Consider the following 19,547-nt stretch of genomic DNA (forward strand, 5'->3'; position numbering starts at 1 on the left):
CAGTGAACAGTGAACAGTGAACAGTGACCAGGGATCAGTGAACAATGAACAGCAAGAAATAACTGATAACTGGTAACTGGTAACTGGTAACTGATAACTGTTCACTGTTTCAACAATTTCCTTCGCAGATTGTCCAACGCCGTACAGGCGCTAATGTGGCGAATTAAAGACCGACCTCGCAAAACACCAAAGCGATACTCAAAACTTTCTACTTCCCCCTTTGGTCCTGCTAACCCAATGTAAACCAACCCTACAGGCTTAGTCTCCGTACCACCTGTTGGTCCGGCGATACCCGTGATACTCAGTCCCCAAGTGGTCGAAAGGCGTGCTCGCACTCCCGTAGCCATTTGTTCTGCCACAATAGAACTGACCGCCCCATGCTTTGCCAAGTCTTCTGAGTTAACTCCCAAAAGCCTTTCTTTCACTGAGTTATCGTAAGAAATCACCCCTCCCCAAAAGTAATCAGAACTTCCAGATATCTCAGTCAACATCTGTCCCAGTCCGCCACCCGTGCAAGATTCTGCGACGGAAAGAGTTTCCCCCCTTGCACGCAACAACTGACCGACAACTGAAGCAAGAGTGTCATCATCGGCACCATAATAATCTAATCCTGCAATTTCTTTAATCTGTTTCTCAATGGGTGCAATTAAATCCTGTGCTTGTGCTTCCGAAAGGGCTTTCGCAGAAACTCGTAATTTGACTTCCCCCTTACTAGCGTAAGGTGCGACTGTCGGGTTAGGCATCTTGAGATAAGCACTCACCTTTTCCGCTAAAGCCGATTCTGCAATACCCCAAAACTTTAACATCCGACTGTAAATAATTTCCTTGCCCCACCCTTGACTTTTGAGGAAAGGGACAGCCGTTTCTTCCCACATCCGATGCATTTCACTTGGAACCCCAGGAAAGGTAAAAATCGTTAACTCCGGACGGGGTTGCCAAATAATACCAGGTGCTGTTCCTGCGGGGTTTGGTAAAATTTCTGCTCCTTGGGGAATCAAAGCTTGTTTGCGATTGCTAGGGGTCATGGTGCGATCGCGTTGAGCATATTTCCTAGTGATATCTTCAATAATATCTGGACGTTCTACCAAAGCAGCGCCAAAAAAATCAGCAATGGTTTCGCAGGTTAAGTCATCGGGTGTGGGACCAAGACCTCCAGTGAAAATCAGAATTTGCGCTCTAAGACTCGCAATTTCTATAACCTGTTTTAACCTTTTTGGGTTATCCCCTACCACGGTTTGATAGTAGTGGGGAATACCTAGCTTAGCTAACTGTTGCGCCAAATATTGAGCATTACTGTTAAGGATGTCTCCTAATAGTAGTTCTGTCCCAACACAAATAATTTCTGCACTCATAAAATTAGGATACTGTTAGTTGTTAGTTGTTGGTCGTCAAAATATACCACTAACAATAACGACTAACCATTCACCACTAACCACCTAGGACTACCGGGAGTGTTTCCAAACTTTCCAGCTAGTGTAGCTTAACAAAGAAGTGGCACCACAAGCATAGGCAATACCGCTGGGTATACCAGCAATAGCCAATGCCAAACTCCCAGCCCATAGGGTCAAGGCGTAAATGAATAGAACAGTCAATCTGTGGGACAAACCTGCCTGAAGCAATCTGTGGTGCAGATGGCTCTTATCTGCAATAAAAGGCGATTTGCCACGGCGCAGTCGTGCCAAAATCACTGCGGACATATCTACAATTGGTACTGCCAGAATTAGGAAAGGCAATAACACCGCAGTGGCAGCAGTTTTCACCAGACCTACTACGCCAACCGCTGCTAGGGTAAATCCCATAAAATAAGACCCGCCATCTCCCATAAAGATTTGCGCGGGGTTAAAATTATAACGAAGAAATCCCAGTGAAGCACCAGCAAGAGCTGCGGCAATCAGGGCTGCTGCGCTTTGCTGCATAAACAACGCTACAACCAGCATCACCACAGATGCAATTCCAGAAACTCCAGCAGCTAAGCCGTCTAAACCGTCAATCCAGTTAATCGCATTGACCATTCCCACCAGCCAAACAACTGTGATGGGCAAACTCCACCAACCAAGTTGAACTACCCCACCTGTGGGAATGCTCAAAAAATCTATACTGACACCTACTTTCCAAGCAAGCGCTGCAACAATAATTTGCATCAGTAAGCGTGCTCTGGGAGACAGGTTTAACAAATCGTCTGCTAAACCAATCAGAAAGAAGCAAACACCTCCTAGGGCGACTCCCCAAATTTGCCATTCTTTTTCTGTCGGCAGAATTCCAAATCCGCCTAACCACCAAACAATGAGCAGCGAGATGATAGTACCTGCGAAGATAGAAACTCCTCCCAGGCGCACCATCGGGCGCTGATGAACTTTTCGGTCACTTGGTTTATCTAGGCGTCCACTTTTGATGCCAATGTTTTTAACATCAGGCGTAGTCCAGAGAACGACTACGGCGGCAAAGAGGAAAGCAATCAGATGATAAATCTGAGCAGGCATCTGTATATTCAATAAGTTAGGTTTGAAGACAAAAATCTGCCGAGGACTTGTCTACCTACTATCTACTACAATTCAATTTTTTATCAGCAGAAGATTTTTACATTTTGGATTTTAAATTTAAGATTGCTGAATGGAAACATCAAAAAGTCATGAGTTAGGAATTATTAATTCATAACTCCTAACTCATAACTCTTAACTATAATTTCATGCTAAGGCAGGTACGGGAATTATGATGTGAGGATACAAGGGGAAGCGATCGCACAACGCTTTGACCCGTCGCCGACAATCTTCAGCAACGGTGTTGGAGTCTGGATTTAATAGGCGATCGGCGATAATATTACCAATTTCCGTAAATTCTTCAATTCCCAAACCCCGCGTTGTCATGGCTGGGGAACCCAACCTCAAACCGCTGGTGACAAATGGCGACTCTGGGTCAAACGGAACTGTATTCTTGTTGGCGGTAATATTGACACCACTTACTAACTGATCTGTTTGCTTACCTGTCATCCCGATAGACCGCAGATCAACCAGCATCAAATGGTTATCAGTTCCATTTGATACCAGCTTTAAGCCTCGGTTTTGGAGTTGGTTCGCTAAGGCACGGGCATTTTCAATGACTTGGGCAGAATATGTTTTAAACTCTGGCTTGAGGGCTTCGCCAAAAGCTACTGCTTTACCAGCGATGACATGTTCCAAAGGTCCGCCTTGAGTTCCAGGGAAAACTGATTTATCCAGCTTTTTACCAAGTTCTGGGTCGCGGGTCAAGATTAAGCCACCGCGAGGACCACGTAGAGTTTTGTGGGTTGTTGTGGTCACGACATCACAATAGGGAATGGGGTTGGGGTGAAGACCAGTCACTACCAAACCGGCAATATGGGCAATATCTGCTAATAAGTATGCGCCTACTTCATCGGCGATGCTGCGGAACTTTTCAAAGTCTATGATACGGGGATATGCTGAATAACCGCAAATTAAGAGCTTTGGACGCTCCCTAAGCGCCAGCTCTCGAATTTGCTCATAGTCTAGTTGTTCTGTTTCCTGATTGACGCCGTAGTGGCAAGCTTGAAACCACTTACCGGATACATTGACAGGCGAACCGTGGGTTAGATGTCCGCCATGAGACAAATCCATCCCCATGAATTTATCCCCTGGTTCTAGCAGCGTCAAAAACACTGCAAAATTTGCCTGTGCGCCAGAATGAGGTTGTACGTTAGCATGAGCAGCACCAAACAATTGTTTAGCACGGTCAATTGTCAGTTGCTCAATTTTGTCTATGAACTCGCAGCCGCCATAGTAACGTTTACCAGGTAATCCCTCTGCATATTTATTTGTCAATACGGAACCTTGAGCTGCTAGTACAGCAGCAGAGGTAAAGTTTTCACTAGCAATCAACTCCAAGTGGTCGCGTTGGCGTTGCAATTCTTGGTTGATTAATTCCGTAGCAGCAGGGTCGGAGGAGGCAAGAAAATCTGAGTTAGTCAGAGTCACTTCAACTATCCTTATGGAAATTTGTAAAACCGTCGGTCAGTGTCCACAAGTCAAGAGTCCGTAGTCTAAAAGTTGTTGACTCATGACTCATGACTTATGACATTTATTTACCCCGACTTACTTAATTATGGAACGCCAACCCCATAAATGCGTTAACCATGATAACTATACCTGCTTATTACTATGGGTGCATAAGTTAATTTGTGTATTAGTTTTTACTACAATCCTAAATATTCAACATACAATAAACTAAAGTCCACTTAGGGATTTTGATCGAATTGTAATTACCCGCGCTCTTCCAAAGTGAGCATAGAAGGTTAGGCAACGAATGACATAACAGATGTGACGGAGAAGTCTTATTTGGAATTGACAGATAAACCATCCGCTACAACATTCACTGACTGCTACCTTTACTAGTGTTCTCTTCAAAAGCAAATGTAGGTAATGATGAGGATTAACAGGAGGGATTGGATGCTAGTGATTCTAATGAACGACCAAATTTTTGCTCCTCAACAGGTATGCCAATCTTGTTTACTCGCTGACGGGAGCGGTCAACCCCGTTGGCGTCAAGGTAAACTGCACTGTGGTCACGCTATTCGCAAGCTTACTGAACACCAGCCAGACCAGTATGAGTGTCTCATGGGTTTTCGAGTTGCCAATATTGAATAACCAAGGAGCTATGCTTGTATTGAGTGGCTATTGATGTTCTGTTTTCAGACAAAAATAAACAATAAATATCTGAGCATTCACTTTTACTAACAGTTACTTTTATTTTTCCCTACCAAGTCAAGTGCGTTATCCTTGGCATAGTAACTATTAATGTACAACAACAGGAGAAATCAAAATGGCTTGGCGCGGAGGCACCACAACTCAACATCGTCTTTTGTCTTGCTTGCCATACATTTTGCCATTAATTCAAGTTTATGGATTTGGCATCTTCTTGTTTTCACAGTTCCCCTTTTTGCAATGGCTGTATGTGCCTCTTCTTCCTGTTATACAACTGTATAACTACTTGAATCAAATTATACCATTCATTGGTGCAGATTTTATCATTTTCTTTGCTTTGTATCTTGGTGTGGTTAGAAACGAAAAAGTTCAACACTTTATTCGGTTCCATACCTTGCAGGCTCTTTTGCTATCTATATTTGCTTATTTGTGCATGGCAATTTTACAACTTATAGGGATTGTGCAACAAGGGGCATCACTATCAGTACCTCTGTTGGGGAATGTCATGTTCACCTTGATTTTCCTAGCAGTTGTGGTTGCATCAATATACAGTATTGTTCAAGCGGTAAGAGGACTCTACACTAAAATTCCCTTAATCTCCCAAGCCGCTGAAGCAGGAATTCATTACTAGGACTCGAAGTCTGACCAAATCCGACTCGAACTTGATGCTTCGGTTATCGGTTCCAAAAGGTTGCAGTTCAGTATTGGGAAGGTAACACCTGTAGTTTTTGCAATCAACTAACCTGAAATGCTGTCAGGTAGATAGTTTTCAGACTGTCAGCAGGTAAGATACTTGTCGGCACTGAGTTGTTTGATTTGAAATTTTGACTTGCTTATGTGCCCCATTTGCTATTTATTAAGCATTGGCTTGATTGTCATGACTCGCTTAAAACCAGATTTCTACTGGAAAAGCGAGCAGGTTAGCCGAGTCAGGAGTTGGTTTGGTGAGCGAGGAGCCAGTATTTTTTACTACTCTATTGGTGGATTTATACTAACATTAGGTATTATTGCTTTAACTTGGTGAAATTCTGACAGGTGTTTGTCAAACTCATCTAGCTACTAACAAGAAACGAGAATACTAAGTTGGGTGCGAAAAAAGCCAGCACATGGAATTTCAGTGTTGCCAAGCTAGTGGAAACACTGAGACAGTGCAGGTTAATAGTGCTAATCATTACTTAGTATCTGTCGCTGTTTATACTGCTTGCCTAGCTGTCACGGTATTTTCTAGGCGACCAATGCCTTCAATTTCCACACGAACGTGATCGCCTGGGTGCAAAGGACCAACCCCCAACGGCGTACCCGTCAGTATCACGTCTCCAGGTAGCAGCGTCATCACCTGGCTAATATAGGAAACCAGAAAATCTGGGGGAAACACCATCTGGTCGATACAGGCAGATTGTACAGGAGTGTCCTCATTCACAAAAGTCTGCAATCTAGCTGCTGGACTGACTTCTCGCACAATCCACGGTCCTAAGGGACAGAAAGTATCAAAACCCTTGGCTCGTGTCCATTGATGATCCCGTTTTTGTAAATCCCTTGCTGTGACATCATTAGCAATGGTGTAACCCCAAATTTTTGTTTGAGCCTCTTGGGGTGTACATTCAAAAGCGCGATCGCCAATGACCAGCGCCAATTCTCCTTCGTAGTCTACCCGCTGCGACTGCGGCGGATACTGAATTTCTGCACCCGAGCCGATGATAGACGTGGGTGGCTTAAAAAAGAGCAGAGGCTCAGTGGGGACTTCTGTTCCCATTTCAGCCGCATGGTCAGCATAGTTCTTGCCCACCGCCACAATTTTTGAAGGAGCGCAGGGAGCTAAGATATGATAACTTTCTGGTTCCAAAATTAAATCGGTGGATTGCCCTTGGAGCCAGGGTGGAGCATCCAGCACCTGCACCTTAAAAGAGAGTTGTAGCAAGCCATAGTAAATTTGTCCTTCTGGATTTTGAACTCGCACATACCGCTGCGCCATAACTTTGATTCGTCCCTCGTATGCAATTAAACCGCCACAATGCAATAGTAAATGAGCGATTTGGCTAAGCATTAAAATTAAAAACTGGTAAGATTATAAGACTTGACGGGAAAGTGCAAAAACCAATATATTTTGACCGAGACATAGTAGACACGCAGATTTTTAGTAAGCGTGATACAATCGGGTGGTTAAAAATGTCTGTGTAGGCAGTTGTAAAAATGTTGGCTGAAAAATTGCCTACGTTCTGCAAGTGCTGCAACACTACTAAAGTTGGTTGTGAACACAACTTTAAGAGTAGCTAGGCACTCCTAACACCAGAGTGAGTACCAGAAAAATAGTTTTGGGAAACCGGTTTACCGTAGGGTGATCACAAAGGACAGGTTTAGCACAAGAATTTCCCGATTTATAATTCAAAGAACTGGCAAAGTTCCTTGTTGCTTTAAATGTTGATTGGTGTTGGTATCGTCAAATGGCGACACCACATGGATTGACATCAGCAGCCATATAGTCCATAAGGAGATGAAAACCATGCAAATCGTTTACGAAACAATGTACATCCTGCGTCCCGACTTAACAGACGAACAGGTAGAGCAAGCGATCGCTAAATACGAGAACTTGCTCCGGGAACAGGGAGCCGAGAATATCGAGATTCAAAATCGAGGTAAGCGTCGTCTTGCTTATGAAATCCATAAGCAAAGAGATGGCATATACATACAGATGAATTACACTGGGGCTGCCAAGATCATTGCTCCCATGGAACGCGCTATGCGTTTGAGCGAGGAAGTGATTCGCTACCTGACTATTAAGCAAGAGGTCAAAGAACCAAAAACTGAGGAAACAGCCTCAGTTGCTTAAAGGGTAAGGGTATTGGTTAATTGAGTCTATGCGCGGCTCTCTTGCCCTTAACTTTTATTAAGTGAGGGGATGAGCCGCAAAAATATATACAAGGCTCACTTGTTGCATCTGGCGGTTGAATCGCGGCTACACAAACTAAACCCGCAAGACAAGGGTTTGAAAACCTTAATTTTCCGTTAGTTGTATAGCTGCGAACGCGAGTGCATGTGCCTTAGCGCATATTCTATTCGCCAAGGTTTAAGTAAGATGTAAGCAAGGCGCATAAAATATTTTCTTAAACATAAGGTATAATAGGGAGCACCTAACGCACGGTATAGGCAAACCAAACGAAGTGGGTTCAGCCAAATCATCTCCTAGGTTTGACTTAAGGGGATATGTCAATTGACCAACGTATGACTGCCGCAGTAATACATGAGAAAGGAAAAGATTCTTAATGGGAGCTGTAAGCCACTGTGAGCCAAACTGATACCTCTACTATCCAAGCTCTCTCTGCAGAAGTCTCGAAGCTACGCCAAGAATTGCAGCTTCGCGACCAACTAGTGCAACAGCTGTCTCAAGAACTCTTCCGACTGGTTAAGGGCAACACTCATTTTATGTCCCAACCAGAAGTCTCTGAGCGTCATCTGACTCAGTTGCAAGAACTACGAGAACAACTGCAAGCTGTGGAGCAACAGGTGACTTTTTACCAAGAGCAAATATCGGCACGCGACACTGAGATCTATCAATCGAGACAGTCAGTGCAAGAACTCACAGATCGCAGTCGCATGCTGGAGCAAGTCGTACAGGAATTGCCTCAAATCTATCGTCGTAAGTTCGAGGAGCGTATGGCTCCAGTTAGAGAAAAAATAGCAATGCTACAGCGTGAAAATCGCCAACTCCAGGCAGAACTCCAAAGTGTCAGTTACCGTCTGGCGCTGAAAACCCGTACAGCTTCTCACAGTGGTATAGATTTGCCTAATTTTCCCCGCCTAGCATCCTCCCAAAGTAATATTTCCACGCAAAATGCCTAAAGTTGTCGTTATAGTCGCATCTGGTGAGAGAGAAATGACAAATCCCACCTTGAGTAGGATGTTGTCAGCGATAGAAACGGCAATTGCAGAAGATTCTAAGCAAGCAACCTCTGTGGAAGTGGTTGCAGCAGATCAATTAATATTAAAAGACTACATCTTGGAATTTAACCCTCTAGGTTGGCAAATTTCCGAATCGCAGGAGATGATTTTTTGCCCCCTCACCCTCTCATTACCTGAGAATGTGGTACTGCCATTTACAGGAATTATCAAAGCTTGCCGAGAAGTTCTCAGGTTACGTCAACAATTGGCACAGCAGATACAAGTAGCGATTGGTGATGGTTGCTTTTGGTTACCAGTGGTACTCACGGCTAAAGGACCCCTCTACGGTGAGGTTATTGCTTTGGCAGAAGAATTCTATGGGAAATTACCAGAAAATTTATTGCTGCTGTGTGACTTAACTTACTATCAGCCTTTCCATTTATCAGATGCCTTGCGACAGCCTCTGTATCAAATGGCACATAATATTCTGGAATCTTTATTAGCACCACCAGCTGTGTACTTGATGCAGTTTGGGTTGCAAAGGAGTGAAATTTGTTTTGACCGTCTTTGGCCATTTCCCACTGCACCTGCTTTGGCTAGCGTCGGCATCCAACAGCCAGATTTATTTACTAGCCATTGGTACTGCCTAACAGCAAAGCCAATACTCGACTTGACTATCATTCCCACTGCTGAATAGAAGTTTAGTCTGCTGTGACTAGGCTTCTTTCTTGAACAACGGTGAATATATCGTCGTAAGTGTTGAAGATTTCAAACACTGAATCTAGTTGGGTCAATTCCAAAATCAACCGTACAGCGGCTTGAACATTGCAAAGAACCAAGCGACAACCGCTTTGACGTGCAGACCTCAATCCTTTCACTAGGGAAACTAACCCAGAACTATCCATAAAATCAACTTTTGTTAGGTCAATAACCCAAAGTTGATTCCGTTGAGGAACTACGGCAGCCATCCTTTCGTTGAGAGCCATACCACCCTGTAAATCTATGCGTCCTTCGGGTTTAAATAAAACGACTTGACATTCTGATGTGATAGTCATAAATCTAACCGGGTAGTTGAAACACTTTCCAAAAAAGCAAAAAACAGACACAGATACTTATTCACTTTCAACCACAAAAAAATGCTGCTTCACCCAGTTACTTGGGACTTTGCAGCTATGCGGTCAAAATAGATATTTTCAGTATCCATGCCGTATAATTTGTCCTAACTTCACCCAATATAGGCAGAACTCTATGAGAATTTCGGTATCAACCGTATCTTTTACTAAATTTTTACAATTTAGTGACTAATTTATAAATTTTTTATAAAAAGTTTTTGTTTTGTCTCAGTACGCGCGCGGATGTGGTAGCCGCCATAGTCATTAGACTGCTTGCAAAAATACAAATAAGCCCAAAAGGAACCACTGACTAGAAAATTTGGACTTTGCGTAACGACTCAATTGACACCTTGCCCAAAAAAGAGTCAACATAGAAGAAAAGTAAACATTTGTGAAGAGGGCGGTGCTGGATGTCTCTTGAGTTCATATCGCTAGAAAACATCCAGAAAATTGCTCATGAATATGGATATTGGGCAATTTTTTTGGGCATATTGTTAGAGAATCTAGGCATTCCCCTTCCAGGTGAAACCGTTACCTTAGTAGGCGGGTTTCTAGCTGGTAGCAAGGAGCTAAATTACTGGCTGGTTATCACTGATGCCATTGCAGGTGCTGTTATTGGAGGGACTTGCGGTTATTGGATTGGTAGAACTGGCGGCTGGTCATTGCTTGTGCGCCTTGGGAGCCTGTTTAGAATTTCAGAAGCCAGAATTGTGAGTATAAAAGAGCAATTTAGTGAAAATGGCGCTAAAGCCGTGTTTTTTGGTCGCTTTTTTGCATTGCTACGCATTTTTGCTGCGCCACTTGCTGGCATAGTCGAAATGTCCTTCGGAAAATTCTTTGTATACAACCTGGCAGGAGCGATCGCTTGGGCTAGTGTTATGGTGACACTAGCTTTCTTTGCTGGAAGACTTGTTTCCTTAGAACAATTGGTTGCTTGGGTAAGTCAGTTTGCACTCGTGGCATTGTTAATTCTAGTCGCCGTGATTGCTATCCCTATATGGTTAGAGTCCCGGCAAAAGGGAGTGGAGAGTGAGAAGTAGGTTACGGCCTTTGACACTCTCACCTTCAAGGCTTCGCCTGTGAAGGGAGATTCTTGCTTCAACAGGTTTTTCTAGCCCACTGTGGTATAACGAGTTAAAAACTCTCCCACAGGCACTGACCCCGACAGATTCCCCTCCACAAGCATCTGTTTTACTACCACGGGCTGCCCGACCGCAGTCACAAAATACTTATTCTGATGTATCGTTTGTCTGATTCACAACATTCGACCCCCCTGTTAATCAGGTATTTCTTTTTGGTGATGCGAGTTGTCTGGTGGAGAAACACCAATCTTGCCTAACCCTAACTTTTTTGGTGGCAAGTATATTCTACTACAGCAAGGTATTGCGAAGCAATGTTTTTTATTGGTCGCAATTCATCTCACCGTTACAGGCTTCGCCTTAACGGTGAGATGAATTGCGACATCCAAGATAGGTTACAGCTGACAAGTTTTACGTTTCTTCCCATGACCCCCTCTTCAGCCCCTCTCCTGCAATGCAAGGAGAGGGGTTGGGGATATGTTTGAAAATATTGGAGTGTGTTAGGGGAATTGCTTAATCTTTAACAAAGACCTCTTTAGAATCAGTATAGGGTCAATAAGGCGTCATGCGTGAGGAGTTACGTCTGATTGAAACTATCTGATGAGTAAAAAGCATAGTCTCGTTTACCGATAAGTTTGAGATAGGTCAACTCAAACTCATGGGAAACAGAATATAGGTAAAATTCAACATGGATATCAAAAACGGCTTTGTAGGTAGCGTAGGTCATACACCACTGATTCGTTTAAACAGCTTTAGTGAAGAAACTGGGTGCGAAATCCTCGCTAAAGCAGAATTTCTCAACCCTGGTGGTTCCGTTAAAGATAGAGCAGCACTTTACATTATTCAAGATGCCGAAGAAAAAGGCTTACTCAAACCTGGTGGCACAGTCGTAGAAGGAACCGCTGGTAATACTGGTATTGGGCTGGCACATATATGCAACGCCAAAGGCTATAAATGCCTGATCATAATTCCCAACACTCAGTCCCAAGAAAAGATGGATGCCTTAAGGGCATTAGGCGCAGAAGTTCGCCCCGTCCCTGCGGTTCCCTATAAAGACCCCAACAACTACGTCAGACTCTCTGGCAGAATCGCTAGCGAGATGGAAAATGCCATTTGGGCAAATCAGTTTGATAACTTAGCAAACCGCCACGCCCATTACGAAACTACAGGACCAGAAATTTGGGCACAGACAGATGGTAAAGTTGACGCTTGGGTAACTGCAACAGGCACTGGTGGTACCTTTGCAGGTGTAGCAATGTATCTGAAAGAGAAAAATTCAGCAATCAAATGCGTTGTAGCAGATCCGAAGGGTAGCGGGCTTTACAGCTATATTAAAACAGGCGAAATCAAGACCGAAGGCAATTCTATTACCGAAGGCATCGGCAACAGTCGCATCACCGCCAATATGGAAGGCGCACCTGCTGACGACGCCATCCAGATTGATGACCGGGAAGCCATACGAGTCGTGTATCAGTTACTGCGAAAAGATGGCTTATTCATGGGTGGTTCTACAGGTATAAATGTTGCTGCAGCTGTTGCTTTAGCAAAACAAATGGGACCAGGACACACCATCGTCACCATTTTGTGTGATAGCGGTTCCCGTTACCAGTCACGTATATTCAATCACGAATGGCTAGAATCAAAAGGTCTTTTACCAGATTAGTTAGTAGTTAGTGGTTAGTAGAACAATCAACAACTAACAACTGAAATGACAAAGAACAAATGGACAATACATCTCAATCATCTAACTTTCCAGCAACGCCGTCACCCTTATCTCCTAAGTGCGTCCGCGTGTGTCAAAATCGTACTTGCCGCAAGCAAGGTGCAGCCAAGGTATTAGCAGCTTTTGAGGCACAAGCAGTTTCTGGAGTGACGGTAACTGGTTGCGGCTGTTTGGGGCAATGCGGTAACGGACCTATGGTGCTGGTATTACCAGAGCGTGTCTGGTATAGTCGCGTTCATCCTAAGGAAGTACCTCTAGTGGTAGAACAACATTTACGCGGTGGTTAAAGAGTGACACAGATGCTCTATTATCGGTTTGATCCACAGGGATAAAGTTCATTATTAACGGTTTATAGAGGTCTGCACTCTTTTTGACTGAAGCGGGACATCTCATGAATATTCAACAGCTACGTCAGTCTTTAAAACTTAAGTGGGTGAGTTACTACTACAACAATCATTCGTGGCTGGAAAAGATGCGAGTTTGGGGAACGTACGATGGTCAACGTCGTCCTTCCTCTAGTTTTATTTTGGCAACTCTGTCTGTTTTGGAGCCACAACTGGAACAAATTTTTCCTTTTATTTTGGAACTGAACAACGATCCTGATCAGATTGTTGCAGCTTTAGGTCTTAACTTTAATCCTGAGGAGGAGTTAGATTTATTAGAATCATCCAATTCTGTGGCTGAAAACGAGGTTAAGAGTGAATCTCCTGACCAGATGTTGCCTGAGCATCAACCTTTGACTCCCAGTGTAGTTGTCACCGAGGTAGAAAACAATACTAAACCTCTAGCATCTGTTGCAGTGACTCCCGAAGTTCCTTTGCAAACACTCAGCGAGTGCAAACCTTTGACTTTGAGTGCAATTGCCAGTGAGGCGGAAAGTCAAAGCCAATCTGTACAATCTGGGGCATTTGCTGCTACTCAGGTGGAAAGCAAAAGCAACCCTATGGTGGGTGTATTTTTTTCTAGCAAGGTGGGGAGCAAAAGCAAACCTAGGTCATTGGTTACAGTTACCTCTTCTCAAGTGGAAAGCAAAAGTAAACCTGTTTCATTGCTTGCGGTTATTACTAGAGAAATGGAGAGCAAAGCTGTCCAATCTGTTGCCTTTGCTACACAAGTGGAAAGCAAAGGTAGGCTTGTAAGAACTCTACAAAAAGATATTCATAACCAAGTAAATTCACCACCTGACAGTAAATATCGTAATTTATCTAATTGGATAGATGACTTTTGTCAAGGTGTGGGATGCGATAGGGAGGAAAGAAGTTTTATCCCGTGAAACTACTTAGGGACTTCTGGATATGGGTATTTTTGGAGCGTTAAGAAAATCCTCGCTTATGGTCGTGCATGAGCGAGGAACTGTAGTCAGTAAAAATATGAAGTTAGCTAGCTAACTCCTTCACCTTCTTGATGATGCCTTCAGGATCGATTCCCTGATGAGGGAACTGCTCCCATAAACCGCCGCAACCCTCTTTGTGAGTTCCGAGGTGGGCAAACTTCGGTGTCAGTCCGCGCTCAAGCAGCCAGGTACCAAAGCGGCTACCTAATCCTGTGCGGCGGTTGAACGATTCAACAACCAGTACAAATGGTGATGCACCGACCTTTGCGAGCATTTCTTCATCAATGACGTTGAGAGTGGGCTTATTGATTAAGCCGACATCAATTCCTTCCTGTTTAAGGCGTTCCACAGCATCAACTGCGCGGTACAATCCATCGCCAAAGCTAATGATATAACCAGCCGTACCTTCACGCACAACCTCATCCTTCCCAGGAGTAAAGGTGTAACCTTCGCCATAAAGGTCTTTCCCATTAGCGTCAAGAATGTTTGGTACTTTGGAACGGGTGGAGAAGATAAACCGGAGTCCTGGATCGAAGAAAACTGCTTCGACACAGGCTGTCATTTGAGCAGCGTCTGCGGGGAAGTATAGCCGCGTTTCGTAGCCATCATCTAACCCGTTGTCGGCAAACATATTGTTTATGCCGAAGTGACAGGTGTTATCCGCCATGTCATCTATGCCAGAGTGGGAGAAGTGACACAGGACATTGGAGTAGTTCAGCCGCGCCATTGTGATTTCTGAAATGCACATTTCCAAGAACGCGCTGAAGGTGCCAAAAATGCCCTGCTTGCCTTTTTCCATACCAAATCCGGCAGCTGCACAGAAGTTACCCCGTTCCATAATGCCAGAACTAATGAAGATTTCTGGGTAGGAGTCGTGAATCTTCTTCAGTCCGCAGGAACCTTCGAGGTCACTGTCGATACACATCACTTTTTCCTTTCTCTGCGCTTCACTCATGCGGCTGAGAACGGACACCACGGCTTCACCAAACACGTTGCGGTTGGAACCCAATTTGTCGCTGGAACCTAAGAAGGTGTAGTTGTTCTTGGGCTTTTGGATACTCTTGAGGTATCTAACGGCTTCAGTTTGTCCCCGCTTTTCTAGGTAGGCGATCGCCTTATCTACCGCGATAACATCGTGACCATGGGTCGAACCCTCGATACCTTCAATCCCCACAGCCATCTTCCGCTTATTCACTAAGGCAATAGGTCCGTCAGTCGTCACTGCTTCACAAATGCGACGATATAAATCATCTAGGTCTTCACCATCTCCCTCATTCACGCTGAGTCCGTGACCTGCTAGTGTCTTCCCAACACTGAACCCTGGCAGGTATTCAGAAGGATGTCCGGCGATGGTGACATCATTATCATCAATAATCAGCTTCACATTGAGATTCTTGGCAACGGCTAAACGTGCTGCTTCCGCATCATTGCCTTCCTGCTGGGAACCATCGGAACCAAGGCAGATAACTACTTTGTTGGGATTTGCCATTGCCACGCCATTAATATAGGGCCAAATATGTCCCAACCGTCCGGAACTGAACTTCACTCCGGGTGTCAGTCCTAGTTCGGGGTGTCCAGGCAGTTTTGCATCAGCTTCGCGGTAACGAACAAGTTGCTCAACTGGTAAGTCACCATGCAAGGCAGCCATCAGGTATTGCGTAGCAACCCGGTGTCCTGCCTCATCGAAGAAAATCGGCACGAATTTATCTGGTGCTCCCCTGAATAACGCATCCAGGATAACAACCTCTGGTACTGTGTCGTAAGGACCTCCAGTGTGTCCACCCACACCTCTAGCAGCCCCCGTGGCGGTGAAGAAAACAATCGTATCGCGGCACAGCGCAATATTGGCTTTCAGCGTCTCCCGCTGCTCATTGGTGAGGTTTGGATTACTTGGGTTTAGTGCCAGTGGCTTGTAAGCATCAAGATTAATCGGGAAGCTAGCTGTAGCAAGAGTCATGGCTGATATTCCTGTATGTAGATAATTGACACAAACAGAACCGTCCTCTTTGACGGTACATCACAAAGGGAAAATATATTGTTATGGTGGATTGCGATAAACATTCACTCCACGTTACACACGCAGGGATTGACCTGAGTGAATCGCGAGTATCGACAATATTCAGTGGGGAACTTGATAGAGGACTTTAAAACTCCAGTAAATTTTATTGTCCAAATTTTTGGACTCACTGCAACAAACACAGCTTTGCAAAGAGGAGTTTTTATCCTCACATCCTTAAATTGGCAACGGAAACTCAGCCATTGATAGCTGTTTTTAGACTGCTTTAAATGGCATGAAATGCTGCGAAACTGTTCTTTAATAAAATGGCAAGCTATAAATAAGTATAAATGCTTATGCAATGTCTGGGCAAGATGAATGGAGAAAATAAGACATTTTTGTTGTTGAACATAGCAGCCACTTACTGCTTTTACTGATCAAGATGCACTTTGTTGCTCATCCGGATACCCAATCACGTCCCACTGTATTATTAGTGACATTTTAAGGTTATAGTGCATTTGTCAATATACCTAATGAATGAAAAGTATACCAAAACCCGTGGTAGAAAAAATCGTTTTTGGGTTAGCGATCGCTACCAACTTTCATACCCAAGTATTTGTACTCAGTCATTAGTTACTCCTTCAAATTCTGTTGTCTTAGCCATTCAATAATTTCGCCAATGTTCCGTGATGAAACTATGCGCTGAATTTGATATCCTCTTGAGTAACTGCTTTTAAAAGAAGGATTTTTATCTAAAGAATAATTTTTAACAACAGGCATTTATGTGATTTTCTCATTACGTAAAGATTTGTTAGCCAATTAGAAAAACATGACTATGACTCAGTCTCCTAGTAAGAAAATCTGGCGTTGCAGAATAGAAATATGAATTAGAGCGATCACTATGCAATGTCCAAGATGTGAATCAACTCACATTCGTAAGAATGGTTGGCAACGTGGTAAACAAAACTACATATGTGTTTCATGTGGTCGTCAGTTTATCGATAGTTACGAACCCAAAGGATACTCCGAAGATTTTAAACGTGAGTGTCTAGAAATGTATGTAAACGGCTCCGGTTTCCGTGCGATTGAAAGGGTTAAAAAAGTACATCATACAACTGTTATAAATTGGGTCAAAGAGGTTGGCAACACCTTAGTGGACGCACCGGAATCTCAGGAAATACCAGAAGTGACTGAAATTGATGAGCTTGAAACTTTTATCGGCTCAAAAAAAACAAAATTTGGTTATGGACAGCGGTGGACCATAAGGTTCCAGGAGTTATAGCTTGGGTTTTGGGCGACAGAAGCGCAGAAACATTTAAACGTTTATGGCAACGAATAAAGTGTTGGCATTCTTATTTTTATGTTACAGACGGTTATCCAGTTTATCCATGTTTTATTGATTCAGGTGATCACCTTGTAAGTAAAACATATATGACACGGGTCGAAGGTGAAAATAGCCGTTTTCGACATTACCTCGCTCGGCTTCACCGTAAAACTTTTTGTTACTCTAAGTCAGAAGAAATGCTTAAACTATCTATTCGATTGGTAATACATTATCTAAAATATGGTTCCGTGCCAGTGCGAGCGCTACGCGCCCGCAACCTTGAAGCGATTGCCCTTTAGGGCACTGCGCTCCGCGCAATCGCATGATTCATATTTTGATTCAGCAACGCCCTATTTTCTGTATCAATCTGTTCCAGGTTGCACCGATTGCCATTGCGGATGGGATGATGGAGTGTACGGCAAACCTGCTTAAAAACAGTGGCTTGTTATTCATCTACGGTCCGTTTAAAGTAGATGGCAGGTACATAACACCGTCAAATGAAGAATTTGACACAACCCTTCTCTCCTACAAAGTACCAGAGTGGGGACTCAAGGACATCGCAGATATAACTTTAGCTGCACAAAAGCACGGGCTGGATTTGAAAGAAAGAATTGATATGCCATCTAATAATTTCACGCTTATTTACGGCTTCGCTCCAGGGGTAGGCTAAACCATCTGAAGAAACCAACCTTGTTGGTATTGTCTGTGAGCTATCGAGATGGAAGAATATTTGCAAGCAAGCGAAATAATTGATTGGCGAGATCCAGCAGTTCTGGAGCTTGCGGAAAGGATTGCATTAGAGCATCCAACCTAAGAGGCGATCACAAAGGCATGTTTCCTTGTAACTTGATACCATTGATGGAACCCTTCGGGTTCACCACTTGCACGACTGCCGGGGAACCCGTCCAACGCAGTGGCTCACCAGTCCACAAATAAGATCACGCCAGCAATCGTTTAACGGTGTGAAAAGCTTTTTCAATTCGCCAACGTCGGCGATATACAGCCTTTGGTAACGCCTGAATTTCTACTACGTAGTCACACTTACATTAAAATATAATAATACTACCCTTAATGGAGCTAAGCGGGTTCGAACCGCTGACTTCTGCAATGCCATTGCAGCGCTCTACCAACTGAGCTATAACCCCTTACAGTTGTGCATTATCAATTATGCTTTAGAAATCTGCTGTTTGTCAACACCTCTAATCGAAGACAGGCTAATTGCTAATTGCTAATTACTGCTATTAGCCACTAGCTGATGGCAACTGTCAATTCAAGATACTTGCAGCAAGTAGCTCATACAGTGCCCCATCAAGAAGTAAACTACCAACATTGCTGCTGCTGCTAAGGCAACAAGCGTACCAGCTAACATTAAGGAAAATTCTTTATTTTCATATGCCTTTTCCATCAGGTGCAGCGACCAGGCTACTAGCGCTACATCAAAGACTAAAATAGGTATCAACATATCTTTTAATATTTCTTAATTCTAGTTAATTTATATTAACATCGTTTTCAAGAACTGTGTTGAAATACTCTAGTTTGGGTCTATCTTTGGTTGGATAAAAATTTGCTAATGGGGATTACATTCTTACTGGAACCTGGCGATCGCGCAGATAAGTTTTAATCTCAGCTACGCTTAATTGTCCGTAATGTAAAAGCGATGCCAGTAATGCTGCTTCTGCTTGACCTTCTGTAAGCGCAGTATATATATGTTCGCAATTACCTGCACCACCAGATGCAATAACTGGAATTTGTACGGCTTCAGAAATTGCCCGAGTTAACTGTGTGTCATAACCTGCTTGAGTGCCATCGGCATCCATACTTGTGACCAAGAGTTCTCCTGCACCGCGCCCTTCAACTTCTTGCGCCCAAAGTAGGGCATCAATGCCAGTATTTTCTCTACCACCACGTACATACACATCCCAACCAGGATTATTGGGGTCTAGTCGTCGTCTGGCATCAATAGCAACGACTATGCATTGGTTGCCAAAGCGATCGCTTGCTCGATTAATAAAATCTGGATCGCGTACCGCCGCAGAATTAATACTAACCTTGTCTGCTCCAGCTCGTAAAAGATTTTTAACATTTTCTAAGGATTGAATGCCACCACCCACAGTCAGAGGAATGAAGACGTGTTCAGCAGTTCGGTACACCACATCGATAATAATGCCTCGGTCTTCATGAGTGGCTGTAATATCAAGAAACACTAACTCATCTGCACCAGCATCGTTGTAAACCTTTGCTAGTTCTACCGGATCGCCTGCATCCTTCAAGTTAACAAAGTTAACTCCTTTTACAACTCGTCCCGCCTTCACATCCAGGCACGGTAAGATTCTTTTAGCTAGCATGAGTAGTTTTACACTCCTGTTGTGGTTATCCGGAATTTAAATTTTAAATTGGCGAGAGTAATACA

20 protein-coding genes, 1 tRNA gene and 1 pseudogene are annotated in these 19,547 nt (G+C 43.7%); 12 read left to right on the plus strand and 10 right to left on the minus strand.

What is annotated here, in order from left to right:
• Positions 1-101 precede the first annotated feature (101 nt).
• The 3 genes from MAS10914_RS0128620 to glyA all read right to left on the minus strand — a co-directional run bounded on the left by MAS10914_RS0128620 (position 102) and on the right by glyA (position 3,968).
• Positions 102-1,352 (minus strand): competence/damage-inducible protein A, encoded by a 1,251-nt coding sequence (locus MAS10914_RS0128620; protein ID WP_017319385.1) that lies wholly within the window; start codon positions 1,350-1,352, stop codon positions 102-104.
• A gap of 90 nt (positions 1,353-1,442) precedes the next feature.
• The gene (locus MAS10914_RS0128625; protein WP_017319386.1) at positions 1,443-2,480 is read right to left on the minus strand and encodes a glycosyltransferase family 4 protein; all 1,038 of its coding nucleotides are present in this window, start codon (positions 2,478-2,480) and stop codon (positions 1,443-1,445) included.
• 204 nt (positions 2,481-2,684) lie between these two features.
• Positions 2,685-3,968 (minus strand): serine hydroxymethyltransferase, encoded by a 1,284-nt coding sequence (gene glyA / locus MAS10914_RS0128630; RefSeq protein WP_017319387.1) that lies wholly within the window; start codon positions 3,966-3,968, stop codon positions 2,685-2,687.
• Between the two features lie 471 nt (positions 3,969-4,439).
• On the opposite strand from glyA, the gene MAS10914_RS0128635 reads away from it, so the two are divergent.
• The 3 genes from MAS10914_RS0128635 (at position 4,440) to MAS10914_RS36045 (ending at position 5,718) form a co-directional block, all read left to right on the plus strand.
• Positions 4,440-4,637, plus strand: coding sequence for a hypothetical protein (locus tag MAS10914_RS0128635; RefSeq protein ID WP_017319388.1), 198 nt, complete (start codon positions 4,440-4,442; stop codon positions 4,635-4,637).
• Between the two features lie 175 nt (positions 4,638-4,812).
• Positions 4,813-5,325: a Tic20 family protein gene (locus MAS10914_RS0128640; RefSeq protein ID WP_017319389.1), complete on the plus strand. Its 513-nt coding sequence runs from the start codon at positions 4,813-4,815 to the stop codon at positions 5,323-5,325.
• A 246-nt stretch (positions 5,326-5,571) separates the two neighbouring features.
• Entirely contained in the window at positions 5,572-5,718 is a 147-nt protein-coding gene (locus MAS10914_RS36045) for a hypothetical protein (protein ID WP_232224253.1), read from the plus strand.
• Positions 5,719-5,886: 168 nt separating this feature from the next.
• Here the strand turns inward: MAS10914_RS36045 and MAS10914_RS0128650 are convergent, their stop codons facing one another.
• Positions 5,887-6,666, minus strand: a complete 780-nt coding sequence (locus tag MAS10914_RS0128650) for a fumarylacetoacetate hydrolase family protein (RefSeq protein WP_026082888.1) — start codon at positions 6,664-6,666, stop codon at positions 5,887-5,889.
• Positions 6,667-7,194: 528 nt separating this feature from the next.
• On the opposite strand from MAS10914_RS0128650, the gene rpsF reads away from it, so the two are divergent.
• The 3 genes from rpsF (at position 7,195) to MAS10914_RS0128665 (ending at position 9,267) form a co-directional block, all read left to right on the plus strand.
• On the plus strand, positions 7,195-7,521 hold the full coding sequence (gene rpsF / locus MAS10914_RS0128655; protein WP_017319392.1) for a 30S ribosomal protein S6: 327 nt from the start codon (positions 7,195-7,197) through the stop codon (positions 7,519-7,521).
• Positions 7,522-7,973: 452 nt separating this feature from the next.
• Positions 7,974-8,531, plus strand: coding sequence for an Npun_F5560 family protein (locus MAS10914_RS0128660; RefSeq protein WP_017319393.1), 558 nt, complete (start codon positions 7,974-7,976; stop codon positions 8,529-8,531).
• The gene (locus MAS10914_RS0128665; RefSeq protein WP_017319394.1) at positions 8,524-9,267 is read left to right on the plus strand and encodes a hypothetical protein; all 744 of its coding nucleotides are present in this window, start codon (positions 8,524-8,526) and stop codon (positions 9,265-9,267) included. Before MAS10914_RS0128660 ends, MAS10914_RS0128665 begins: the two co-directional genes overlap by 8 nt.
• 4 nt (positions 9,268-9,271) lie before the next feature.
• Here MAS10914_RS0128665 and MAS10914_RS0128670 read toward each other — a convergent pair whose 3' ends face one another.
• Complete coding sequence (locus MAS10914_RS0128670; protein ID WP_017319395.1) at positions 9,272-9,625, minus strand: STAS domain-containing protein; 354 nt, start codon at positions 9,623-9,625, stop codon at positions 9,272-9,274.
• Between the two features lie 467 nt (positions 9,626-10,092).
• Between MAS10914_RS0128670 and MAS10914_RS0128675 the strand changes: the two genes are divergently transcribed.
• The 4 genes from MAS10914_RS0128675 to MAS10914_RS0128690 all read left to right on the plus strand — a co-directional run bounded on the left by MAS10914_RS0128675 (position 10,093) and on the right by MAS10914_RS0128690 (position 13,757).
• A complete protein-coding gene (locus MAS10914_RS0128675) occupies positions 10,093-10,722 on the plus strand; it encodes a DedA family protein (RefSeq protein ID WP_017319396.1) in 630 nt (209 codons plus the stop codon).
• 727 nt (positions 10,723-11,449) lie between these two features.
• Complete coding sequence (locus tag MAS10914_RS0128680; protein WP_017319397.1) at positions 11,450-12,424, plus strand: cysteine synthase A; 975 nt, start codon at positions 11,450-11,452, stop codon at positions 12,422-12,424.
• A gap of 59 nt (positions 12,425-12,483) precedes the next feature.
• Positions 12,484-12,771: a (2Fe-2S) ferredoxin domain-containing protein gene (locus MAS10914_RS0128685; RefSeq protein ID WP_017319398.1), complete on the plus strand. Its 288-nt coding sequence runs from the start codon at positions 12,484-12,486 to the stop codon at positions 12,769-12,771.
• Between the two features lie 104 nt (positions 12,772-12,875).
• Positions 12,876-13,757 carry a DUF5331 domain-containing protein gene (locus MAS10914_RS0128690; RefSeq protein WP_017319399.1) on the plus strand — a complete coding sequence of 294 codons (882 nt, stop codon included), beginning with the start codon at positions 12,876-12,878 and terminating at the stop codon, positions 13,755-13,757.
• Between the two features lie 103 nt (positions 13,758-13,860).
• Here the strand turns inward: MAS10914_RS0128690 and MAS10914_RS0128695 are convergent, their stop codons facing one another.
• Positions 13,861-15,774, minus strand: coding sequence for a transketolase C-terminal domain-containing protein (locus MAS10914_RS0128695; RefSeq protein WP_017319400.1), 1,914 nt, complete (start codon positions 15,772-15,774; stop codon positions 13,861-13,863).
• Between the two features lie 940 nt (positions 15,775-16,714).
• Here MAS10914_RS0128695 and MAS10914_RS33305 point away from each other — a divergent pair.
• Both MAS10914_RS33305 and MAS10914_RS31300 read left to right on the plus strand, forming a co-directional pair.
• Positions 16,715-17,436 (plus strand): IS1 family transposase gene (locus MAS10914_RS33305; protein WP_156818064.1). Its coding sequence is split into 2 segments (ribosomal slippage): positions 16,715-17,036 and positions 17,036-17,436, totalling 723 coding nucleotides; the frame shifts between segments, so codons are not numbered across the junction.
• A 23-nt stretch (positions 17,437-17,459) separates the two neighbouring features.
• Complete coding sequence (locus MAS10914_RS31300) at positions 17,460-17,807, plus strand: DUF938 domain-containing protein (protein WP_017319401.1); 348 nt, start codon at positions 17,460-17,462, stop codon at positions 17,805-17,807.
• Positions 17,808-17,976: 169 nt separating this feature from the next.
• On the opposite strand, the pseudogene MAS10914_RS36760 reads toward MAS10914_RS31300, so the two are convergent.
• From MAS10914_RS36760 to hisF, 4 genes and pseudogenes are all read right to left on the minus strand, one after another.
• Positions 17,977-18,168: pseudogene (locus MAS10914_RS36760) on the minus strand (hypothetical protein); the annotation flags it as partial.
• 41 nt (positions 18,169-18,209) lie between these two features.
• Positions 18,210-18,282: transfer RNA gene (locus tag MAS10914_RS0128720), tRNA-Ala, on the minus strand.
• A gap of 125 nt (positions 18,283-18,407) precedes the next feature.
• On the minus strand, positions 18,408-18,599 hold the full coding sequence (locus tag MAS10914_RS0128725; RefSeq protein WP_017319403.1) for a hypothetical protein: 192 nt from the start codon (positions 18,597-18,599) through the stop codon (positions 18,408-18,410).
• Between the two features lie 115 nt (positions 18,600-18,714).
• Positions 18,715-19,482, minus strand: coding sequence for an imidazole glycerol phosphate synthase subunit HisF (gene hisF, locus MAS10914_RS0128730; RefSeq protein ID WP_017319404.1), 768 nt, complete (start codon positions 19,480-19,482; stop codon positions 18,715-18,717).
• Between the last annotated feature and the right edge of the window lie 65 nt (positions 19,483-19,547).

This window comes from Mastigocladopsis repens PCC 10914, from assembly GCF_000315565.1.
Taxonomy (GTDB): Bacteria; Cyanobacteriota; Cyanobacteriia; order Cyanobacteriales; family Nostocaceae; genus Mastigocladopsis; species Mastigocladopsis repens.

Excerpts from the sequence above, each read along its gene's own strand:
- MAS10914_RS0128620 (WP_017319385.1), bottom strand. The coding sequence starts at position 1,352 with ATGAGTGCAGAAATTATTTGTGTTGGGACAGAACTACTATTAGGAGAC.
- MAS10914_RS0128670 (WP_017319395.1), bottom strand. The coding sequence starts at position 9,625 with ATGACTATCACATCAGAATGTCAAGTCGTTTTATTTAAACCCGAAGGA.
- MAS10914_RS36045 (WP_232224253.1), top strand. The coding sequence starts at position 5,572 with ATGACTCGCTTAAAACCAGATTTCTACTGGAAAAGCGAGCAGGTTAGC.
- MAS10914_RS0128665 (WP_017319394.1), top strand. The coding sequence starts at position 8,524 with ATGCCTAAAGTTGTCGTTATAGTCGCATCTGGTGAGAGAGAAATGACA.
- MAS10914_RS0128725 (WP_017319403.1), bottom strand. The coding sequence starts at position 18,599 with ATGTTGATACCTATTTTAGTCTTTGATGTAGCGCTAGTAGCCTGGTCG.
- MAS10914_RS0128625 (WP_017319386.1), bottom strand. The coding sequence starts at position 2,480 with ATGCCTGCTCAGATTTATCATCTGATTGCTTTCCTCTTTGCCGCCGTA.
- MAS10914_RS0128650 (WP_026082888.1), bottom strand. The coding sequence starts at position 6,666 with ATGGCGCAGCGGTATGTGCGAGTTCAAAATCCAGAAGGACAAATTTAC.
- MAS10914_RS0128680 (WP_017319397.1), top strand. The coding sequence starts at position 11,450 with ATGGATATCAAAAACGGCTTTGTAGGTAGCGTAGGTCATACACCACTG.
- rpsF (WP_017319392.1), top strand. The coding sequence starts at position 7,195 with ATGCAAATCGTTTACGAAACAATGTACATCCTGCGTCCCGACTTAACA.
- MAS10914_RS31300 (WP_017319401.1), top strand. The coding sequence starts at position 17,460 with ATGATTCATATTTTGATTCAGCAACGCCCTATTTTCTGTATCAATCTG.
- hisF (WP_017319404.1), bottom strand. The coding sequence starts at position 19,482 with ATGCTAGCTAAAAGAATCTTACCGTGCCTGGATGTGAAGGCGGGACGA.
- MAS10914_RS0128635 (WP_017319388.1), top strand. The coding sequence starts at position 4,440 with ATGCTAGTGATTCTAATGAACGACCAAATTTTTGCTCCTCAACAGGTA.
- MAS10914_RS0128690 (WP_017319399.1), top strand. The coding sequence starts at position 12,876 with ATGAATATTCAACAGCTACGTCAGTCTTTAAAACTTAAGTGGGTGAGT.
- MAS10914_RS0128695 (WP_017319400.1), bottom strand. The coding sequence starts at position 15,774 with ATGACTCTTGCTACAGCTAGCTTCCCGATTAATCTTGATGCTTACAAG.
- MAS10914_RS0128685 (WP_017319398.1), top strand. The coding sequence starts at position 12,484 with ATGGACAATACATCTCAATCATCTAACTTTCCAGCAACGCCGTCACCC.
- MAS10914_RS0128640 (WP_017319389.1), top strand. The coding sequence starts at position 4,813 with ATGGCTTGGCGCGGAGGCACCACAACTCAACATCGTCTTTTGTCTTGC.
- MAS10914_RS0128675 (WP_017319396.1), top strand. The coding sequence starts at position 10,093 with ATGTCTCTTGAGTTCATATCGCTAGAAAACATCCAGAAAATTGCTCAT.